General features: G+C 56.3%; 14 protein-coding genes and 1 riboswitch. Of the genes, 6 read left to right on the plus strand and 8 right to left on the minus strand.

Annotation, left to right across the window (positions count from 1 at the left end):
- Nucleotides 1-2: 2 nt before the first annotated feature.
- Nucleotides 3-773, plus strand: a complete 771-nt coding sequence (locus K0J45_RS02475; RefSeq protein ID WP_258406750.1) for a hypothetical protein — start codon at nucleotides 3-5, stop codon at nucleotides 771-773.
- A 146-nt stretch (nucleotides 774-919) separates the two neighbouring features.
- On the opposite strand, the gene K0J45_RS02480 is transcribed toward K0J45_RS02475, so the two are convergent.
- The 5 genes from K0J45_RS02480 to K0J45_RS02500 all read right to left on the minus strand — a co-directional run bounded on the left by K0J45_RS02480 (nucleotide 920) and on the right by K0J45_RS02500 (nucleotide 4,652).
- Nucleotides 920-2,191 (minus strand): hypothetical protein, encoded by a 1,272-nt coding sequence (locus tag K0J45_RS02480; protein WP_220044109.1) that lies wholly within the window; start codon nucleotides 2,189-2,191, stop codon nucleotides 920-922.
- Between the two features lie 40 nt (nucleotides 2,192-2,231).
- The gene (locus K0J45_RS02485) at nucleotides 2,232-2,837 is read right to left on the minus strand and encodes an excalibur calcium-binding domain-containing protein (protein ID WP_220044110.1); all 606 of its coding nucleotides are present in this window, start codon (nucleotides 2,835-2,837) and stop codon (nucleotides 2,232-2,234) included.
- Between the two features lie 92 nt (nucleotides 2,838-2,929).
- The gene (locus tag K0J45_RS02490) at nucleotides 2,930-3,946 is read right to left on the minus strand and encodes a permease (protein ID WP_220044111.1); all 1,017 of its coding nucleotides are present in this window, start codon (nucleotides 3,944-3,946) and stop codon (nucleotides 2,930-2,932) included.
- Between the two features lie 27 nt (nucleotides 3,947-3,973).
- Nucleotides 3,974-4,222: a thioredoxin family protein gene (locus tag K0J45_RS02495; RefSeq protein WP_220044112.1), complete on the minus strand. Its 249-nt coding sequence runs from the start codon at nucleotides 4,220-4,222 to the stop codon at nucleotides 3,974-3,976.
- A 70-nt stretch (nucleotides 4,223-4,292) separates the two neighbouring features.
- Complete coding sequence (locus tag K0J45_RS02500) at nucleotides 4,293-4,652, minus strand: ArsR/SmtB family transcription factor (RefSeq protein ID WP_220044113.1); 360 nt, start codon at nucleotides 4,650-4,652, stop codon at nucleotides 4,293-4,295.
- Nucleotides 4,653-4,929: 277 nt separating this feature from the next.
- Here K0J45_RS02500 and K0J45_RS02505 point away from each other — a divergent pair, with 277 nt between their 5' ends.
- Together K0J45_RS02505 and K0J45_RS02510 are read left to right on the plus strand one after the other, a co-directional pair.
- Nucleotides 4,930-5,358, plus strand: a complete 429-nt coding sequence (locus K0J45_RS02505; protein ID WP_220044114.1) for a hypothetical protein — start codon at nucleotides 4,930-4,932, stop codon at nucleotides 5,356-5,358.
- Between the two features lie 119 nt (nucleotides 5,359-5,477).
- Complete coding sequence (locus K0J45_RS02510; protein WP_220044115.1) at nucleotides 5,478-7,505, plus strand: dipeptidyl-peptidase 5; 2,028 nt, start codon at nucleotides 5,478-5,480, stop codon at nucleotides 7,503-7,505.
- Between the two features lie 81 nt (nucleotides 7,506-7,586).
- Here K0J45_RS02510 and K0J45_RS02515 read toward each other — a convergent pair whose 3' ends face one another.
- The gene (locus K0J45_RS02515; RefSeq protein ID WP_160796138.1) at nucleotides 7,587-7,841 is read right to left on the minus strand and encodes a DUF2999 family protein; all 255 of its coding nucleotides are present in this window, start codon (nucleotides 7,839-7,841) and stop codon (nucleotides 7,587-7,589) included.
- Nucleotides 7,842-7,962: 121 nt separating this feature from the next.
- Nucleotides 7,963-8,469: a hypothetical protein gene (locus K0J45_RS02520; protein WP_220044116.1), complete on the minus strand. Its 507-nt coding sequence runs from the start codon at nucleotides 8,467-8,469 to the stop codon at nucleotides 7,963-7,965.
- A 254-nt stretch (nucleotides 8,470-8,723) separates the two neighbouring features.
- Between K0J45_RS02520 and K0J45_RS02525 the strand changes: the two genes are divergently transcribed.
- Both K0J45_RS02525 and K0J45_RS02530 read left to right on the plus strand, forming a co-directional pair.
- The gene (locus K0J45_RS02525) at nucleotides 8,724-9,476 is read left to right on the plus strand and encodes a hypothetical protein (protein WP_220044117.1); all 753 of its coding nucleotides are present in this window, start codon (nucleotides 8,724-8,726) and stop codon (nucleotides 9,474-9,476) included.
- Nucleotides 9,477-9,699: 223 nt separating this feature from the next.
- Nucleotides 9,700-10,362 carry an arginine N-succinyltransferase gene (locus K0J45_RS02530; protein WP_258406751.1) on the plus strand — a complete coding sequence of 221 codons (663 nt, stop codon included), beginning with the start codon at nucleotides 9,700-9,702 and terminating at the stop codon, nucleotides 10,360-10,362.
- Nucleotides 10,363-10,716: 354 nt separating this feature from the next.
- Here K0J45_RS02530 and K0J45_RS02535 read toward each other — a convergent pair whose 3' ends face one another.
- On the minus strand, nucleotides 10,717-12,090 hold the full coding sequence (locus K0J45_RS02535; protein WP_220044119.1) for an alanine/glycine:cation symporter family protein: 1,374 nt from the start codon (nucleotides 12,088-12,090) through the stop codon (nucleotides 10,717-10,719).
- 241 nt (nucleotides 12,091-12,331) lie between these two features.
- Nucleotides 12,332-12,451, minus strand: a riboswitch (glycine riboswitch).
- Between the two features lie 530 nt (nucleotides 12,452-12,981).
- Here K0J45_RS02535 and K0J45_RS02540 point away from each other — a divergent pair.
- Nucleotides 12,982-15,378 carry a PKD domain-containing protein gene (locus K0J45_RS02540; RefSeq protein ID WP_220044120.1) on the plus strand — a complete coding sequence of 799 codons (2,397 nt, stop codon included), beginning with the start codon at nucleotides 12,982-12,984 and terminating at the stop codon, nucleotides 15,376-15,378.
- Nucleotides 15,379-15,564: the final 186 nt, after the last annotated feature.

The following is a 15,564-nucleotide window of genomic DNA, read 5'->3' on the forward strand; positions in this document are numbered from 1 at the left end:
TTATGCTTGTCGCCTCTGCCGTTGTTGCGGCCCTGGCGACGAGCCATTGCGCGAAGGCGGGCGAGACTCAGATCCGTGATGCACAAGACAAGGCTGTTATCGATGCGGCCCCAAAGCAGCAGCCACAGTGTACTCGCCGCTCGGATTACGACATCTATCTCAGCGGCATACACACGGGCACCATGAGCCGCACGGAGCAGTGGCAGGGCAAACGCGCGGTAGTGACCTCAAACAGTGAGGCCAGCATCCTAGGCATAGGCACCCGCTATCGGCAGCGAGCCGAACTTAGCTGGTCAGAGGCCACAGAGGAGTGGATCACCCAGGCGTTTCATCAGCAGGTGAGCGGCTTTCGCGCCAGAGACATGCAGGTGCGTTTCAGTCACAATGGCCGCGCCGCGCGGGTGGATTTGGATGGTGAGGTGACCGACTATCGCTCCAAAGACAAGGCCCTGCGGGATGTGGACACCCTGGCGATAGAGATGCGCCGGCTATTGATGCAGGGCAGGCACCAGTTTGCCTTGGTTCGTCAGGCGTCCGATGCCATGGAGCCCTATCAATTTTATGTTAAGCCTCCGCAAGCCGCCGAAGTGGCGCCTTGGGGAGAATTGATGTTGGTGCCAGTGGAACAGACTGGCGCCGAAGAGGTGACCTACTACTTCGCCCCCGAGCTGGACTATCAGCTGATCAAGGCGCGCTATCACGGCATCTTGCTGCAGGGCCTCATTGAGCTGAACCACTACAGCTCGAGTTGCGACTTGGCCCCCTCGGCGTGAGTCGTCCGCTTTCTTTCTTATCCAAGCGCGGCGGCTAACATAAACGCTCAAGATAAACGCCCAAGATAAACGCCCAAGATAAACGCTCAAGATAAACGCTCAAGATAAACGCCTAGCTTAAGCGACTAATTTAACCCAAGAGCCTGCTAGTTGGTTTCGTAGTGGGCGATCGGCAGCTGGCTGACGCTATCGAGTCGCCAGGCGCCCTTCTCATACACAAAGCTGACGCTGTGCAGCGCATCCTTGAAGTCATAGCGCTCGCTTGATTTGGGCAAGGCGTCTTTAAATTCGACCTGAATGTTTTGGTAGCCTTGCTCGAGTGACATCTTACTCAGATGGCTGGGCAGGTCTATCAGGCGGCTCAGCGCCTTGTCTAACTCACGATCCTTAATTGGCAGCTTGAGTTTAAACTGCTCGCTGAACAGCGCCGAGAAGGCCTGTTTATCTTTGCTGTGGGTGTAGGCGGCGACAGTCCAGTCGGCCAGCAGCAGTTCGAATGCCTTGTCGGCCTGGGTGAGCGAGGCGATAGGCGTCTTGTTGTCGTTGGCGAGGTATGCCTTGAGGGTCGCCTCGGCTTCTTGGTAGCCGTCGATGAAGATCTGCGCCACCTGAGTCGCCGCCGGATCTTGGCTCGCCTTAAGCTCATCGGTTACGGTCGCAATGGCGTCCCCGCGGGCCTGCCAGCTGTCGAAGCCCTTCATCAGGCCTTGGAGTGAGGCCTTATGTTGTTTCACCACCTCGGCAACTGCCTTATCCTGTTGGCGCGCCTGCCTGATCTTAGTGCCGACATACTCGCTGTAGGTGCCGCCGAGCAGGCTGGCTGGCGACTCGAAGTAGAGACCCGCACCGCTATAGGGATCGACCCAGAAAGCGCTGCTATCTATCGGCGCCATGGTCTTGGGCGTCATGCCGTTAAAGTAGAGATCTGTGAGTGTCTTCTTGTGCTTAGCGTAGAAGGCCGCTATCGCCTTGCTATCCAATGCGGGCACTTGCTGGTATTGCGCCGCTAGTTGTTGCAGGCCAGGGGATGCCTGGATCCTCTGACTGGCATAGTAGCCGCAGCGCATGTCACAGGCCTGTTTGGTCAAGGTAGAGGCCGCACCTAAGTTTATCGCCTCGCTCTGCACGAAGACCTCGGCGGTATAGATACCTCTGGGGATGGCGCCGCTCTTATCCATCAGATAGATGGTATTGTTGGGGCTGTGGCGGCCGACGACCTGGAGATCTTGCTTGCTGGCGCAGAGGGAAAAGTCGCGGCTGGTGACCGGCAGCTCCTTGTTATAGGTGGAGACCACTAGCTTCTCCAGGCTGACGCCCTCGGGCACTGTGCCTGTGATGCTGAGGTCACACTGCTGAGCGTTAGCGCTCATTGTTATCGTGCCTAAGCCTAGGCCGATAATTAGACATCCTTGTTTCATAAAGCTTCCTTGTTGATTCAAACCGATTTTGTGTATTTTCTTAGCCGCACCACTGTCTTTCGCAGGGAATGCCATCGTGGTCACCATCCATTTCTGTGCCGGGACAATTGCGGAGGTAGAATTTGGCTTCCTCGCAGGATCGCATATGACTGCAATGTGTCTTGCCTGCCTCACAGCGAAACTTGGGGGTGGCCGGTTGCCACTCTTGAGCCTCTACGGCGGGGAGGTCTTCAAAGCTGGTGACAGGCGTGGCGTTGAGTGCCTGATATTGTTTAATGGCGAAGCTGCCAATACTCACCAGTATGATAATGAAGATCATCCGCTGCAGGCGTGAGCCGGAGCGGCGATGAGAATAGTGGGACGTGGGCGTATGGTCTCTATATTGGGAGCGAGTCGGTTTATTCGCGAGGCCAGAAGCTATGCCTGAAACCACGGCGACGCCTTCAATGCTGGCCTTGACCGCCTTTATCTTGCCATCGCTCTGTTGCTGGCTTTGATAGACAATTTCGTCGCCCACCACAGGCTTTCTGGCCATCTGTTTCAGGGCCGAGATATGGATAAACACATCTTGGGCATTGGGCGTGTTCGGCTTGATGAAGCCAAAGCCTTTGTCATCGTTCCAGCGAACCAGGGTGCCTCTTTCCATGGCTAAGATTGTCCTTTTATGAATTATTTGCCTGTTGATTCAGCAGCTAAGCAATATTGTTCGTCTATGCTATCGCGAATGCTCCTGCTTTGTCATCCGCTAATGGTGACCAGGTTCAGCACCCAACCCATTAGGGTGAAGGCGACCAGTAGCAGGGCAAACAGCAGGGCCAGTAGGCGCCACTGCATCACCTGTTTGAGCATGACAAATTCGGGAAAGCTGGCGGCGACCGTGCTCATGCAGAAGGCCAGTGTGGTGCCCAGGGGCACGCCTTGGATCAACAGGCTCTCCAGCACCGGGATCACCCCGGTGGCATTGGCATACAGGGGGATGCCCATCACCACGGCGATGGGCACAGACCACCACTGGCCGTCGCCCAGGTTGGCTTCAAGATAACCTGCGGGCACGAAACCGTGTAGCGCCGCGCCGATACCTACCCCAATAATCACCCATTTCCACACCCGGCCGAAGATGGTGAGCGTCTCCTCCTTGGCAAATTGGTGACGCTGGCGCCAGCTTATACCGGGCGTGCTCTCGCCTGGCGTGTAAGTGTCAGACACAGAAGTTGTGTTTTGCGTCTGGGTGGCGCCACGTCGGTAGGCGTTGGCGGCGAGGGGCTGTAGCCAGCGCTCAGCATGCAGTAGGTCGAGCAGGGCGCCGCCGAGCATGCCAATGGTGATGCCGGTGAGGGCGTAGAGCAGGGTGATCTTGGCCCCCAGCAGGCTAAACAGCAGCAAGATGGCCACCTCGTTGATCAGCGGCGAGGTTAGCAGGAAGGCCATGGTGATCCCCACGGGGATCCCCGCCGTGGTAAAGCCGAGGAACACGGGAATACTGGAGCAGGAGCAGAAGGGGGTGATGGCGCCAAAGCCGGCCCCCAAGCCATAACCCAGCAGCTTAGGCTTGCCCGCCAGATAGTCGCGCACCCGCTCGACATTGAGCGCTGCCCGCAGCCAGCCGATCAGGTAGATCATCACCACTAGGAGGGCGAAGATCTTGCTGGTGTCTTCAACGAAGAAGTGCAGCGCCTGCCCGGCGGCGCTTTGGCTGGAGAGGCCGAGCAGATCGTAGACCAAGAGATCGGCGAGTTGGGTAAACCAGGCTAGCATGGGGCCTCCCTAGAGGTGACTGAGGCGCTATTGCACCTTGTTAATCTTGGTCAGCAGCTGGGCGAGCTCGTCCTCGCTGGGCAGGCGGCCGGCGGCCAGGACTTCACCATCTACCACTATGGCCGGGGTCGACATCACGCCGTAGGCGGCGATCTGCGCCATGTCGGTCACCTTGGTCAGCTCTATGTTGAGGTTAAGCTCATCGGCGATCCTGGCGATGTCACTGGCGAGGTTAGTGCAGCGTTTACAGCCGCTGCCGAGTACTTCTATCTTCATCTGTTTCCCCTTGTCTAACGGATTGAATAGCTTTGGCTTTATCTACTTTGGCTTTATCTGTTTTGGCTGCTTATGAATTGGCGCAGCAGCCGGGTGATTGCGCTAGGGCGGCTTCGATACAGCTCAGCATGCCGAGCAGGCAAGGCGTCTCCAGCCGGTAGTAGATCTGCTTGCCCTCGCGGCGACTGGCGACTATGCCCGCCTGCCGCAGTAGCGCCAGGTGTTTGGAGACGGTGGAGATGTCGGCGTCGACGCCATCGGTCAGCTCGCAGACGCAGCGCTCCTGGTGTTCCAGCTGTTCAACCAGCCAGAGCCGGGTCGGGTGGGCCAGCGCCTTGAGCAGGGCGGCGCGGTTGTTGAGTCGCTCTTGGCTCTGGGCTTGCGTCTGGCTATGAGCTTGAGTCTGGATCTGAGCCGTCGTTGCTTTCATGGTGCGCCTCAAAAAGTGGAACCTTCATTTGGCATAATAGCCAAATGTTCTGGGGTGAGTCAGCTTTATATCAAGGGTTTAGCTTGGGTTTGTGATGGGCCTGTCAACTGCAGAAGGCTTTGTGAGCCCTGGCTGATTTGCAATATGAGTGAAGTAGATTTGCAGTTTGTGCAACTCTGCCTGGCCCACTGTGTGAGTGTGTTTGATGATGCGGCGAAAATTTGTACTTCGGCCACTTGGTGATAGAGTGAACAGATGCTGATCACAAGGAATTAAGATGAAGGCACTCAAATTATCCCAGGGGCTGACATTGGGACCCGCCCTGTTACTGCCTGCTTTGTTAATAGGGCTTGGCCTGTTTAGCGCCCAGGCGTCGGCCAGCAATGGTTTTAACAGTGAGGCGAGTCACGCCGCCGGAGGCGCCGCCATGGCCGGGGCGCTGGTGTGGGCATCGGATGCCTGGACACCTCAGTATGACAGGGCCTGGGTGGGCTTCTCCGTCAGCGCCGCCATCGGCATCCTGGTGCAATATCATGAGTACGACAAGGGCACCAACACCGCCAGCGAAGCCCTGCTGGACGCCGCCTCTCACACCCTGGGGGCTGCCATCGGCGCCTATGTGACCGACGGCTATCTGCTTAGCCCTGTGGTCAAGCCCGAGCCGGGCGGCAGTTATGTGGGCGTGGATCTCTCCTTTCGTTTCTAGCGCCGTCCCTCTTTGGTGACTGACGCCTGGATGGCGTTTGACAGATTAAGCTTGGTTTAAGTGTTAGGGCCGATCATGTTGGCCAAATCACAATAAAAACAACTTGAAGGAGAGGACGCGTGAAGAAGATAGCCATTTTGTTGCTGTGCATCTTGATGCCGGTGACGACGGTTTTTGCCCAGACGGGCAAGCCCCTGTCGGTGGAGGTGCTGTGGCAGCTCAGCCGAATAGGTAACCCCAGCATTTCCCCCAATGGCGATTACATCATCGCCCCAGTCACCGAGTACGATGTGCCCGAAGACAAGGGCAATACCCAGCTGTGGCTGTTTAGCCAGGATGGCAAGCAGCAGCGGGCGCTGACCGCCAAGGGGATGCGGGTGAGCGAGCCGGTATTCTCACCAGACAGCAAGACCCTGGCCTTTATCAGCAAGCGCGATAAGGATGAGGCGGGGCAGATCTATCTCTTACCTATGGATGGTCCCGGTGAGGCCCAGCGCCTGACCGATGTGCCCAGCGGCGTCTATGGCCTCAAGTGGGTGGGCGAGCATCTCTACTTCATCAGCTCTGTCTATCCGGGTAAGAATTGGAAAGAGATAGGCGAGCAGCTCAAGGCCGATAAGGACAACAAGGTGTCGGCCCATCAGTGGAACGCGCTGCCCTATTCGAGCTTCGATCACTGGATAGACGAAGGCCGTCAGGCTCATGTATTCCGTATTGCCGCCAAGGGTGGCGAGGTGGAGGCGGTGACCCTGCCCTTGAATATCGAGTTGCCACGCTCGTCTCAAGGCGCGGGCAGCTATGACATCAGCCCGGATGAAGCCTGGATCGCCTTCAACGCCAACGGCAGCGACAACCAGGTCAATCCTAAGCTAGATCTCTTCCTCGCGGCCATCGGCAGCGGCAAGGCGGAGAACATCACCCCAGATAACCTGGCGCCAGACGCCAGCCCGCAGTTCAGCCCTAACGGTAAGACACTGGCCTTCACCCGCCAGCACATTCAGGGCTTCTATGCAGACACCGCCAAGCTGATGCTGTTCGACTTGAAGAAGCGCAGCACTAAGATGCTTGCCAAGGAGTGGGATCGCTCGGTGGCCCGCTTCGTGTGGACCCCAGACAGCAAGGGCTTCTATGCCGCCATCGACGACGCGGCCACCAGGCGCCTGTTCCATATCGATGCCAAGAATGGCAAGGTGAAGGCGATCACTAAGGCGACCAACTTTGGGCAGCCGGCCATCGCCAACGATGGCACACTAGTGGCGTCCAACGACAGCTTCCTCTACCCGGCGCGCCTGGTGAAGGTGAATGGCAAGAATGGCAAGACCAGCCGTTTGGATAGCTTTAATGACGAGATCCTCGCGGATGTCGATCTGGGCAGCTATGAGTCAGTGACCTACAAGGGCTATAACGACCAAGAGATCCAGATGTGGGTGCACTACCCACCGGGATTTGATCGCAGCAAGAAATATCCGCTGATGATGCTGGTACACGGCGGGCCACACAACGCCATCTCGGACGGTTTCCATTACCGCTGGAACGCCCAGACCTTCGCCTCCTGGGGTTATGTCACCGCCTGGCCAAACTTCCACGGCTCCAACAGCTTCGGCCAGGCGTTTGCCGACAGCATCAACCCGGACTGGAAGAACAAGTCACTGGAAGATGTGCTCAAGGCGGCAGACTGGTTTAAGCAGCAGTCCTGGATCGACGACAAGCGCATGGTGGCCGGTGGTGCCAGCTATGGTGGTTACCTGACCTCTATCATCCTGGGGCAGAAGCATCCCTTCAACGCCCTGTTGATCCACGCCGCCGTATACAACATGTACTCGCAGATGGCGGCGGATTTCTCGGTGCACAGCCCACGCTTTGGCAACTACTGGGATAACCCAGAGATCTACCAGTCTATCTCGCCTCATTACGGCGCGGGCAATTTCAACACCCCGACCCTAGTGATCCATGGTCAGTTGGATTATCGCGTGCCTGTGGGCCAGGGGTTCGAGCTGTTCAGAACCCTGCAGACTCGCGGCGTGGAGTCGCGCATGATCTACTTCCCCGACGAGAACCACTGGATCATGAAGCCTAACAACTCCATCTACTGGTATCACCAGGTGAAAGACTGGATGACCCGCTTCGCCGAGCCGGGTGGCAAGTAGGCGATCAATCTAGCCATTAAGTCAGCAATAAAAAAGGCTGCCCCAATTACTGGGTGCAGCCTTTTTCGTATAACAATTTGCTTAGGATTTTTGTAGCTGGGCCTTGGCGGCCTCGACCTTGGCGAAATCCAGGCCTAGCTCGGTCACCGCCTCTTTGATCAGGGCGGGATTTTGCATCACCAGCGCCATCAGCTGCTGTAGCTTTTCCGGGGCGATCCCCAGTTGACCAATGGTGCCCATGGCCATCAGAGGGTTTTCGGTCAGGGCCTGAAACAGCTCCTGGATCTGCGCGTCGCTGACCTTGTGTTCTTTTAAGATCGCAATAATAGGATTCATTGCACTACCTTATCTCGGTTGAAAGTAAAACAGGCCGCAAGTGTAGCATCCTCTGCGACCAGCTCAAGCGATAGCGCCTTAAGCTCGCCGGATAGTCATTCACTATTAGTGCGGTGAGCGCCTAGAGGCGGGGATCGCCGGACTTGCTGTCGACCTTGCCGATCACCTCGATATTGCTCAGTTTAGAGAGTATGCCCCACTGTTGTATGGTCATCATATCCTTCACTTCCTGGGCCTTGAAGCTCAGGCGCAGGCCATCCTTGCGATACTCCTGGGGGAGGTTTTGCGGCAGTATGTGGCGGTCATCGTCGGCAACTATGCCCCAGAAACCACCCTCGAGATTGAAATACCTAACCGTGCCTTGTGTCATGGTGATCGCCTTCTGCTGTGAGTCGCTGGTCTCTTTAGATAAACCCTCGGCGACGATTTTAAGATCCTCGGCCTTGGGCTGAGCCTTGCTCGTTTCGACTTGAGTCGCCTTGGCCTCATCGGCCTTCATTGCGACTGTCTCTTCTGCGCTTTGCTTTGCCGCAGGTGGCTGCGCGGGGGCTGATTGCTCTTCCTGGTTACAGGCCGAGAGCGCCAGGGCGGCGAGTAGGGGGAGTGACAGCTTGGTGATTACACCCATAGGTAAGTTCCTCATGCACTTTATGTTTATCTTAATTACTCTAACAGAATCCCCAGGAATGCCTAGCCCAAGGAGTGGGGCAATGCTTGCAATAGCATTTGCAAGATAGCTCGCATCATTGCCGCCTCATAGCAGGCTAGTGCTATCACGCCAGTATCTATTGGTTTTTCGCATATTAACTGCCAAGGCGGATCGTCCCAGCGGGGATAAGATGGCGCCCCATTACCTCTGTGATAACCAATAAGAGAAGGCCCATGAAAAAATTACTCCTTGTTCCGGCGTTGCTCTCTGGCGCCCTAGTTGCCGCTACGCCGGCATCGGCGGCGACCATCATAGGTGGCCTAGGCTTCGAGTCGGCGCGCACAGTGCAGCCCATGGAGAAGAAGGAGAAGCAGCAGGTCGAAGCCATCTTACAGGCGGTGAATGTGGAGTTTCTCGGGCTTAACTGGAGCAACACCACGGCCGCCAAGATAAACCGTAACGGCGATATGACGGTGGCGCGCAACTGGGCCTACGGCTTCTGGAATGACAATTTCGCTGTCTCAGTGGATCTCATCAAGGGCGACTGGCTCGGCGCGGGCCCCAATATCGCCGCGGTGGGTCTCGCCTATCAGGATTGTTGGGACAAGTTTTGCCTGCGGGTTAACCCGACCCTGGCGGCGATCGACATGAAGGGCGCCGACGGTCAGATGTTTAAAGATAATGGTGCCCAGCTCAACCTTAAGGCGGACTATCAGTTTAACGATACCTTCAGCGCCACCTTTCATCCCCAGTATGCCAGCTGGAACGATGACGAATTGGGGCAAACCCTTAAGCTGGAGTTTAACCTGACCGCTAACCTGACGGACGATAAGCGTCATAAGCTGATGCTGGTGAACGAACATTTTCTGGTCAATAACGCTTCTACCGACCACAGAACCCGTTACATAGGCGAGAACTCTCCCTTCGGCGGTTATGTGGTGGGTACCGAGTCGACCCTGAAGCTGCGTTATTTTTACGTGTTTTAAATCAAACCTTTGCCTACAAATTTGCCGACACTACCCTCTCTCCTGGTGTCGGCGATCTCCGCCTGGGCCCACCCTTAGGGTGTGGCCCAGGTTTTCTTCTTCCCCTTAGCCAAGTACCATAGCCTGCAACAGACTGATTTATAGCGCCGCGAATGACCCCGTTCGGCGGCCAAAGGAAGGCGTGATGCTTGCTAACAAATTGCTTGCTAAAAAAAGAGGCCCCATGACCGCGATGCGCCGTCAGCGAGGCTTTAGCGGAATGCAGATCTTCTTGATCGTGCTCCTGACCATGGTGCTGACCGCGCTGGCCAGCTTCTTCATCATCAAGACCTATATCTTTCCCTCGCCCTTTACCCCAGTGACCCTCAATGCGAAGGAGGAGCAGCGGCTGGATAACAAGCTGTCCCAGCTGGGTTGGCAGGTGGAGCGCAAGGATGATCGCCAAGGCGGCGCAGGCAAACTCGAGCCCGAGCCCTATCGTGAGCGCGACGCCGATCGTCAGGTGACCTTTAGCGAGAAGGAGGTCAACGCCATGATAGGCCGTAACCCTGATTTTGCCGAGCGCGTGGCGATAGACTTCTCCGATAATCTGGCCAGCGCCAATATCTTGATCCCCATTCCCCAAGATTTTCCCATCATGGCCGGTGAGATCCTGCGGGTGAACGCCGGGCTGGATATCCATCTGGATGCCAGCCGTCGCCCCGTGGTTGTCCTGGTTGGTGTGAGCCTGATGGGCGTGCCTATCCCCAATGCCTGGTTGGGTAACATGAAAAACGTCAATCTGGTCGGGGAGTTTGGCGATCGCGGCTTCTGGACCGCCTTTGCCGACGGGGTCGAAGATCTGCAGATCCGCGATGGCGAACTCTATCTTAAATTACGCCGCTAGAATCGCCCGGCCCGGGCTGATTAGGAGGCAAAATAAAAGCCGGTGATGAGGGCCGGCTTTCGATGCAGTGGTGTAGGGAGATGGTGAGATGGCGCCTAGTCCTTGGTCTGCTGGGTGTCGGCCTCCTGCTCTGCTGCCTTCTCTTGTTTGCTCTCTTCCTGTTTAGGTTTCTCGGCCTGTCCGCCGCATCCGCCACAACAACTCATAACAACTCCTGTTGGTTCGATTAACTCGCCACAGAGTACTTGATTAAATTACTCGGGTATTTGATCTCGATCAGCTTTTGTCGACTTGTTGTGATCGCCGCCGCGCTCGGCAGCGATCCTTTAAGCGTTCTGGCGATCAATTAAGATCTCAGGCGGTCAGCTCCTGCTGCGCGCCTTGGCTGTCTTTGGCGGCGAAATAGCTCAGGGTGTCGGCTATGATCACCTTGCGTAGGCCGATGAGGGCGATCAGGTTAGGGATCGCCATCAGGCCGTTGACTGTATCGGCCAGCAGCCAGATAAGATCCAGCTGGATGAAGGCCCCCACGGCGATAAGGCTGAGGAAGATAAACTGGTAGATCTTAATCCCTCGCTCGCCCAGCTTGTGGCCGGTGAGATAGTACCAGCAGCGCTCGCCGTAGTAGTGCCAGCCCAGTATGGTGGTGAAGGCGAAGCAGACCAGGGCTATGGTCACCAGATATTGGCCGATGACGGCCGAACCGCCGGTGGCGAAGGCCGCGCTGGTCATGGCGGCACCTGCGGCGTCTCCGCTCCAGACACCTGTGATGATCAGCACTAGTCCCGTCATGGTGCAGATGAGCAGGGTATCGAAGAAGGTGCCCGTCATGCTCACCAGCCCCTGTTCGACCGGCTCCTTGGTCTTGGCGGCGGCCGCTGCGATGGGCGCGCTACCCAGACCCGACTCGTTGGAGAAGACGCCGCGGGCGATCCCTATCTGAATCGCCTGGGCGACCGTGGCACCCAGGAAGCCGCCGGCGGCGGAGATGGGGCTGAAGGCCGAGTGGATCACCAGCTGCAGCGCCGGGATGATCTGCTCGCTAAAGGTCACCAAAATCCACAGGCAGGCCAGCACGTAACCTAGGGCCATGCTGGGCACCAGCTTCTGTGCCACCTTGGCGATCCGCTTAACGCCCCCAAGGGTAACAGCGGCCACCAGCAGGGTGAGTACCAGGGCCGTGGCCCAGGCGGGCAGGTGGAAGGCGATGGTCATGGCATCGCTGATGGCGTTGACCTGGGCAAAGGTGCCTATGCCGAAGAAGGCGACGCCGACGCCGAACAGGGCGAACAGCTTGGCCAGCCAGCTCAGACCCAGGCCGCGCTCTATGTAATACATGGGGCCGCCGGCGATATTGCCGCGTGCATCTGTGGTGCGATACTTGAGCGCCAGCATGCACTCGCCATACTTGGTCGCCATGCCGAAGAAGGCCGCCAGCCACATCCAGAAGAGGGCGCCCGGGCCGCCTACCTTGATGGCGGTGGCTACGCCGACGATATTGCCCGTGCCTATGGTGGCCGACAGCGCGGTGCACAGGGCGGCGAAGGAGGAGAGATCCCCCTGGCCGCTGGCGGGTTTAAACAGCAGCCTAAGCGCCAGGGGCAGCTTGAAGACCTGGATTAGCCTGAGGCGCAGGGTGAGATAGAGGCCGGTACCGACCAGTAGGCACAGGGTGATGGGGCCCCAGACGATGGCGTTGATCTCGCTTAGTAACGCGTGAAAATTCATGATGTTCCTCGAATATTAAACTCTAGGGTCCGTAGACCCCCTAATATGGAGGAGGAAAAGAAATGTCTGTGTGGAGACCGGCGTTTGTGGCTAACGTGACACTTATTAGTAGTGACGGCTATTAACAGTGACACCTAGCGGCACCGATTAACAGCGGCAGGCTTTAACAGTGGCGCGCAGCTACTGGCAAAAGCACAAACGACAGTGACTGAATATAGCCGGGGCTATAACCGCTACAGTCATCCTCTCCTCTGTCCTTTTGCCTGAGCGTTTCGCGCAGCCATTGGGGCTGCACTTTCGCCTTCGGCGCCGTGATACCTAGGGGTTATCCTGGGCTCACAGTCTCTCCAGAGGCTCGTCCAGTAACAGTCCACGCCACAATATGGCACCTGAAAGAGTGGTTTCTCGCCGATAACGCCTGGCGACAAACTTGCCTCGTCGGTGTGGGGTTGACTCCCCACTCTCCTGCTACCTTCATCCGAACGGAATCCGGGGGCGGCAGCCCCCGGAGCCGTATAGCATGCGCTAAACACCGCGCCAGCTCAAGGGGATGAGTCACACTTTGCGCCGTTCATGCGCCAATTAGCGGCTTTTGGGCTTTAGGCCTGCGATTTGTCACCGCTAGCGAAGGCTACCTAGGAACACTTGCACATATTCTTAAGGTTGCAGGATCTATGCCCCGTCTACGCGCGGCAGCTCATACATTCGATGTATATCATTTGCCCTAGCTTTACATGTTTTACCCTCAGCTATAGGATTTACGGTGCAATTTGTCGAGCTACTTGCCCCAGAACTGTAGTGCTAATGGATGAGCATTTGGAAGTGTTACCTCAGTTGGCCTGATTTCTTTTCAGCGGCATGGATTATTTATTGATTATAGGATTAGTAATCATGTTGAAAAACAGCATACTTCCACTCGTTATCTGTGCCAACCTTCTCGGTGGCTGTGGTTCAGATAATGACGCGCCGACCGAAGTGGAGGCTAACAACCAGGCCCCGGTGGTGAGCGCAGACTTTGCCCCCCTGATAGAAAAGAACACGGCTAGTCTATCTGTGATCGCTGAGGATAGCGACGGCAGCATAGTCAGCTATGCCTGGTCACAGATCGCCGGCCCCGAGCTGTCATTTAGCGGTGGAGACACGGCGACCATTAACTTTACCGCGCCGAGCGTGGCGGTCGATACCCAGGTTAGTTTTACTGTGTCGGTGACAGACAACGATGGGGCCGTGACCCAAGTGTCTGCCGATACCAGCATAGCGCGCATCGAGAATGTCTATGATTTGAGTGGCCAGGTTGTCGGCTCGGCCTACAACGGGGCAATGGTGTCGACCTCTGTCGGTGACGAGTCGGCTGAGGCCGCAGCAGATGACAGCGGTCAATTCAGCGTTAGGCTGGCGGTCGATGATGATGTGCCGCTCACATCCAGTGTCAAGTTGACTGCGACAAGCGCTACTGGCCTGCAATTGGTGTCGCTGGTACCCTCCTTGGCACAGATAAGCGGTTTTATTGCCCAGCCCTCTAGCGTGAAGCGTCTGAAGGCTGCGGCCGTTGCGGATAGTCAGCCCATCGTTGTCTCCGCTGTGTCGACTGCCCTATATAGCCTGATTGTCGCCGCCAATGATGGTGTCGAGCCTGGTAATATCGATGTATTCGAGCTAGTGGAGAGTCAGGTTGACCCTGATGCCTTGATCGAAGCCGCTGCCGTGGTACAAATCCTCATTAACAGTGAGCAGCCAATGTTGCCAGAAGGTGCAGATCTGGTTAGCGTGCTTGCCGATGCTCAGCAGTACAATGCCCTAGTTGAGGTCATCGAGCAGGCGACTCCGGGGGCCATCACTGCTATGGTGGAAGAGATGTTAGAGGATCCTGTGTTGACCCCACCGGTCTCAGCGACTGATATTCCTCCTCTGTATTACCAGACCTCTCCGGTGGCCGAATCCTTTATTGCTCGAGGAGGCAGTCGTTATCAGTTCAATGCCGATAACACAGGGCAGAATACCACCAGTTATGGGGTACACACCTTTGAGTGGACGCTGCAAGAAGGCGATATTCTGCTTACTTACGAACAGGGGGCTGGAGCGATCAGTTATGAGGCCGTTGAGTCGGTGGCGGGACTCACTCAGGCGCAAAAGGATGCTCTGTATGAGGCGCGCATATACCAAGTAGAGGTGCGGATCGCGACAGTCACAGAGCGCATGAAGCGGCTAACTACTGGGGCGGCACTGGATACCTTCAGGGTCGAGAGCGTCTCCGAATCAACTATGACACCTGTGGATCTCGGAGCTGAAGTTATCACCACTGCTCCCTGGAGCCATAACAATGCGTCCGATGTATTAATGCGTAGATCGGCAGCGGGTGGAGTCGAATTTAAGGCGGCGGATATCGCCGGTCTCTGGGGGCTCGAGATATATAACCCGATATACTATCGTAGTAATGCCTTCGAGGTGTTGGAGTTTCTAGCCGATGGTACCGGCATTAGTCAGGATTCGGGATCCGGCTTCACTTGGTCAGTTAGCGAAGGGCGGCTGCAACTGGTATTTGAGACGTTTAACCAGAGCTTTTCGGTGATCAATAGCCAGGAAGGCGATCTGGCCGTCTACTCTGAGGTGTCCGACAAGGAGGGCAAACTGCTGGCCTCGCTGTTCGGTTTTGCAACAGAGATTGCTCAGGATACAGGCTTTAGCGATGACAACTTAGTTACCGGTGCAGAACATTATTGGCAAACTATGGTGAACCAGTGGACAGCGGGCTCCTGGGACGGTGATAAACTGTATTACTGCTACGAGAATGATTGCGACAATGGCAGTGTATTCTTCGGCTTCCAGGTATTGGCCGACAACACGTCAACCAAGCTTTCCTACGCTGAGGGAATGCCGCCGGTGTTAAGCAACTACAGTGGCACCGAGATGAACTGGTCTATCAATGACGACGGTGAACTGTCACTGGACTATCTCAGGGATTTTGATTTTTGTGAGGACAAGGCCGAGTCTTGCCATCAACGAACTTGGCGTCTGCTGAAGATAGTCGATGGCCGCCTGGGTAAGCGTATCTATGTTCAGGAAGCCGATCGATATCGAAGTAAGTCTACGGATGAGTGGAGCTATAGCATAGCTCCACGTTGGAACATGTACGAGCTAATTGAACTCGAGTATTTCAATAAGATCGCCGCAGTGAACGAAGCGCCCGCCACAGCCAGGCGACAAGGAGTGAGTGCGAGTCTCAATAGCGACCAGCGCTTACAGAGAAAGATTCTCGAGCCGACCAGAGTTACTCGGTTAGCCAGGTAGCCAGCAGACTCGTCTTAGCGTCTTAAAATGATATCCATGCCTTCGTCAGCGTCTGCTGGCGGAGGCATTTTTCTCTTGGCTTTCCTCGGTCGAGAAATTTTTTGCCTTACCCCTTACGCTTGAGTAGCCGCAGGGTTTAGAATAAAAGCTCATAATCACGTTGTGATTATACTGGCATTCATTGCT

It is taken from the genome of Shewanella alkalitolerans (genome assembly GCF_019457575.1).
In the GTDB taxonomy this organism is placed as follows: domain Bacteria; phylum Pseudomonadota; class Gammaproteobacteria; order Enterobacterales; family Shewanellaceae; genus Shewanella; species Shewanella loihica.

What these genes read in the sequence shown, in the direction of transcription:
- K0J45_RS02495 (WP_220044112.1), bottom strand. Translation starts at nt 4,222, where the DNA reads ATGAAGATAGAAGTACTCGGCAGCGGCTGTAAACGCTGCACTAACCTC.
- K0J45_RS02525 (WP_220044117.1), top strand. Translation starts at nt 8,724, where the DNA reads ATGAAAAAATTACTCCTTGTTCCGGCGTTGCTCTCTGGCGCCCTAGTT.
- K0J45_RS02500 (WP_220044113.1), bottom strand. Translation starts at nt 4,652, where the DNA reads ATGAAAGCAACGACGGCTCAGATCCAGACTCAAGCTCATAGCCAGACG.
- K0J45_RS02540 (WP_220044120.1), top strand. Translation starts at nt 12,982, where the DNA reads ATGTTGAAAAACAGCATACTTCCACTCGTTATCTGTGCCAACCTTCTC.
- K0J45_RS02490 (WP_220044111.1), bottom strand. Translation starts at nt 3,946, where the DNA reads ATGCTAGCCTGGTTTACCCAACTCGCCGATCTCTTGGTCTACGATCTG.
- K0J45_RS02485 (WP_220044110.1), bottom strand. Translation starts at nt 2,837, where the DNA reads ATGGAAAGAGGCACCCTGGTTCGCTGGAACGATGACAAAGGCTTTGGC.
- K0J45_RS02505 (WP_220044114.1), top strand. Translation starts at nt 4,930, where the DNA reads ATGAAGGCACTCAAATTATCCCAGGGGCTGACATTGGGACCCGCCCTG.
- K0J45_RS02515 (WP_160796138.1), bottom strand. Translation starts at nt 7,841, where the DNA reads ATGAATCCTATTATTGCGATCTTAAAAGAACACAAGGTCAGCGACGCG.
- K0J45_RS02475 (WP_258406750.1), top strand. Translation starts at nt 3, where the DNA reads ATGCTTGTCGCCTCTGCCGTTGTTGCGGCCCTGGCGACGAGCCATTGC.
- K0J45_RS02530 (WP_258406751.1), top strand. Translation starts at nt 9,700, where the DNA reads ATGACCGCGATGCGCCGTCAGCGAGGCTTTAGCGGAATGCAGATCTTC.
- K0J45_RS02520 (WP_220044116.1), bottom strand. Translation starts at nt 8,469, where the DNA reads ATGGGTGTAATCACCAAGCTGTCACTCCCCCTACTCGCCGCCCTGGCG.
- K0J45_RS02535 (WP_220044119.1), bottom strand. Translation starts at nt 12,090, where the DNA reads ATGAATTTTCACGCGTTACTAAGCGAGATCAACGCCATCGTCTGGGGC.
- K0J45_RS02480 (WP_220044109.1), bottom strand. Translation starts at nt 2,191, where the DNA reads ATGAAACAAGGATGTCTAATTATCGGCCTAGGCTTAGGCACGATAACA.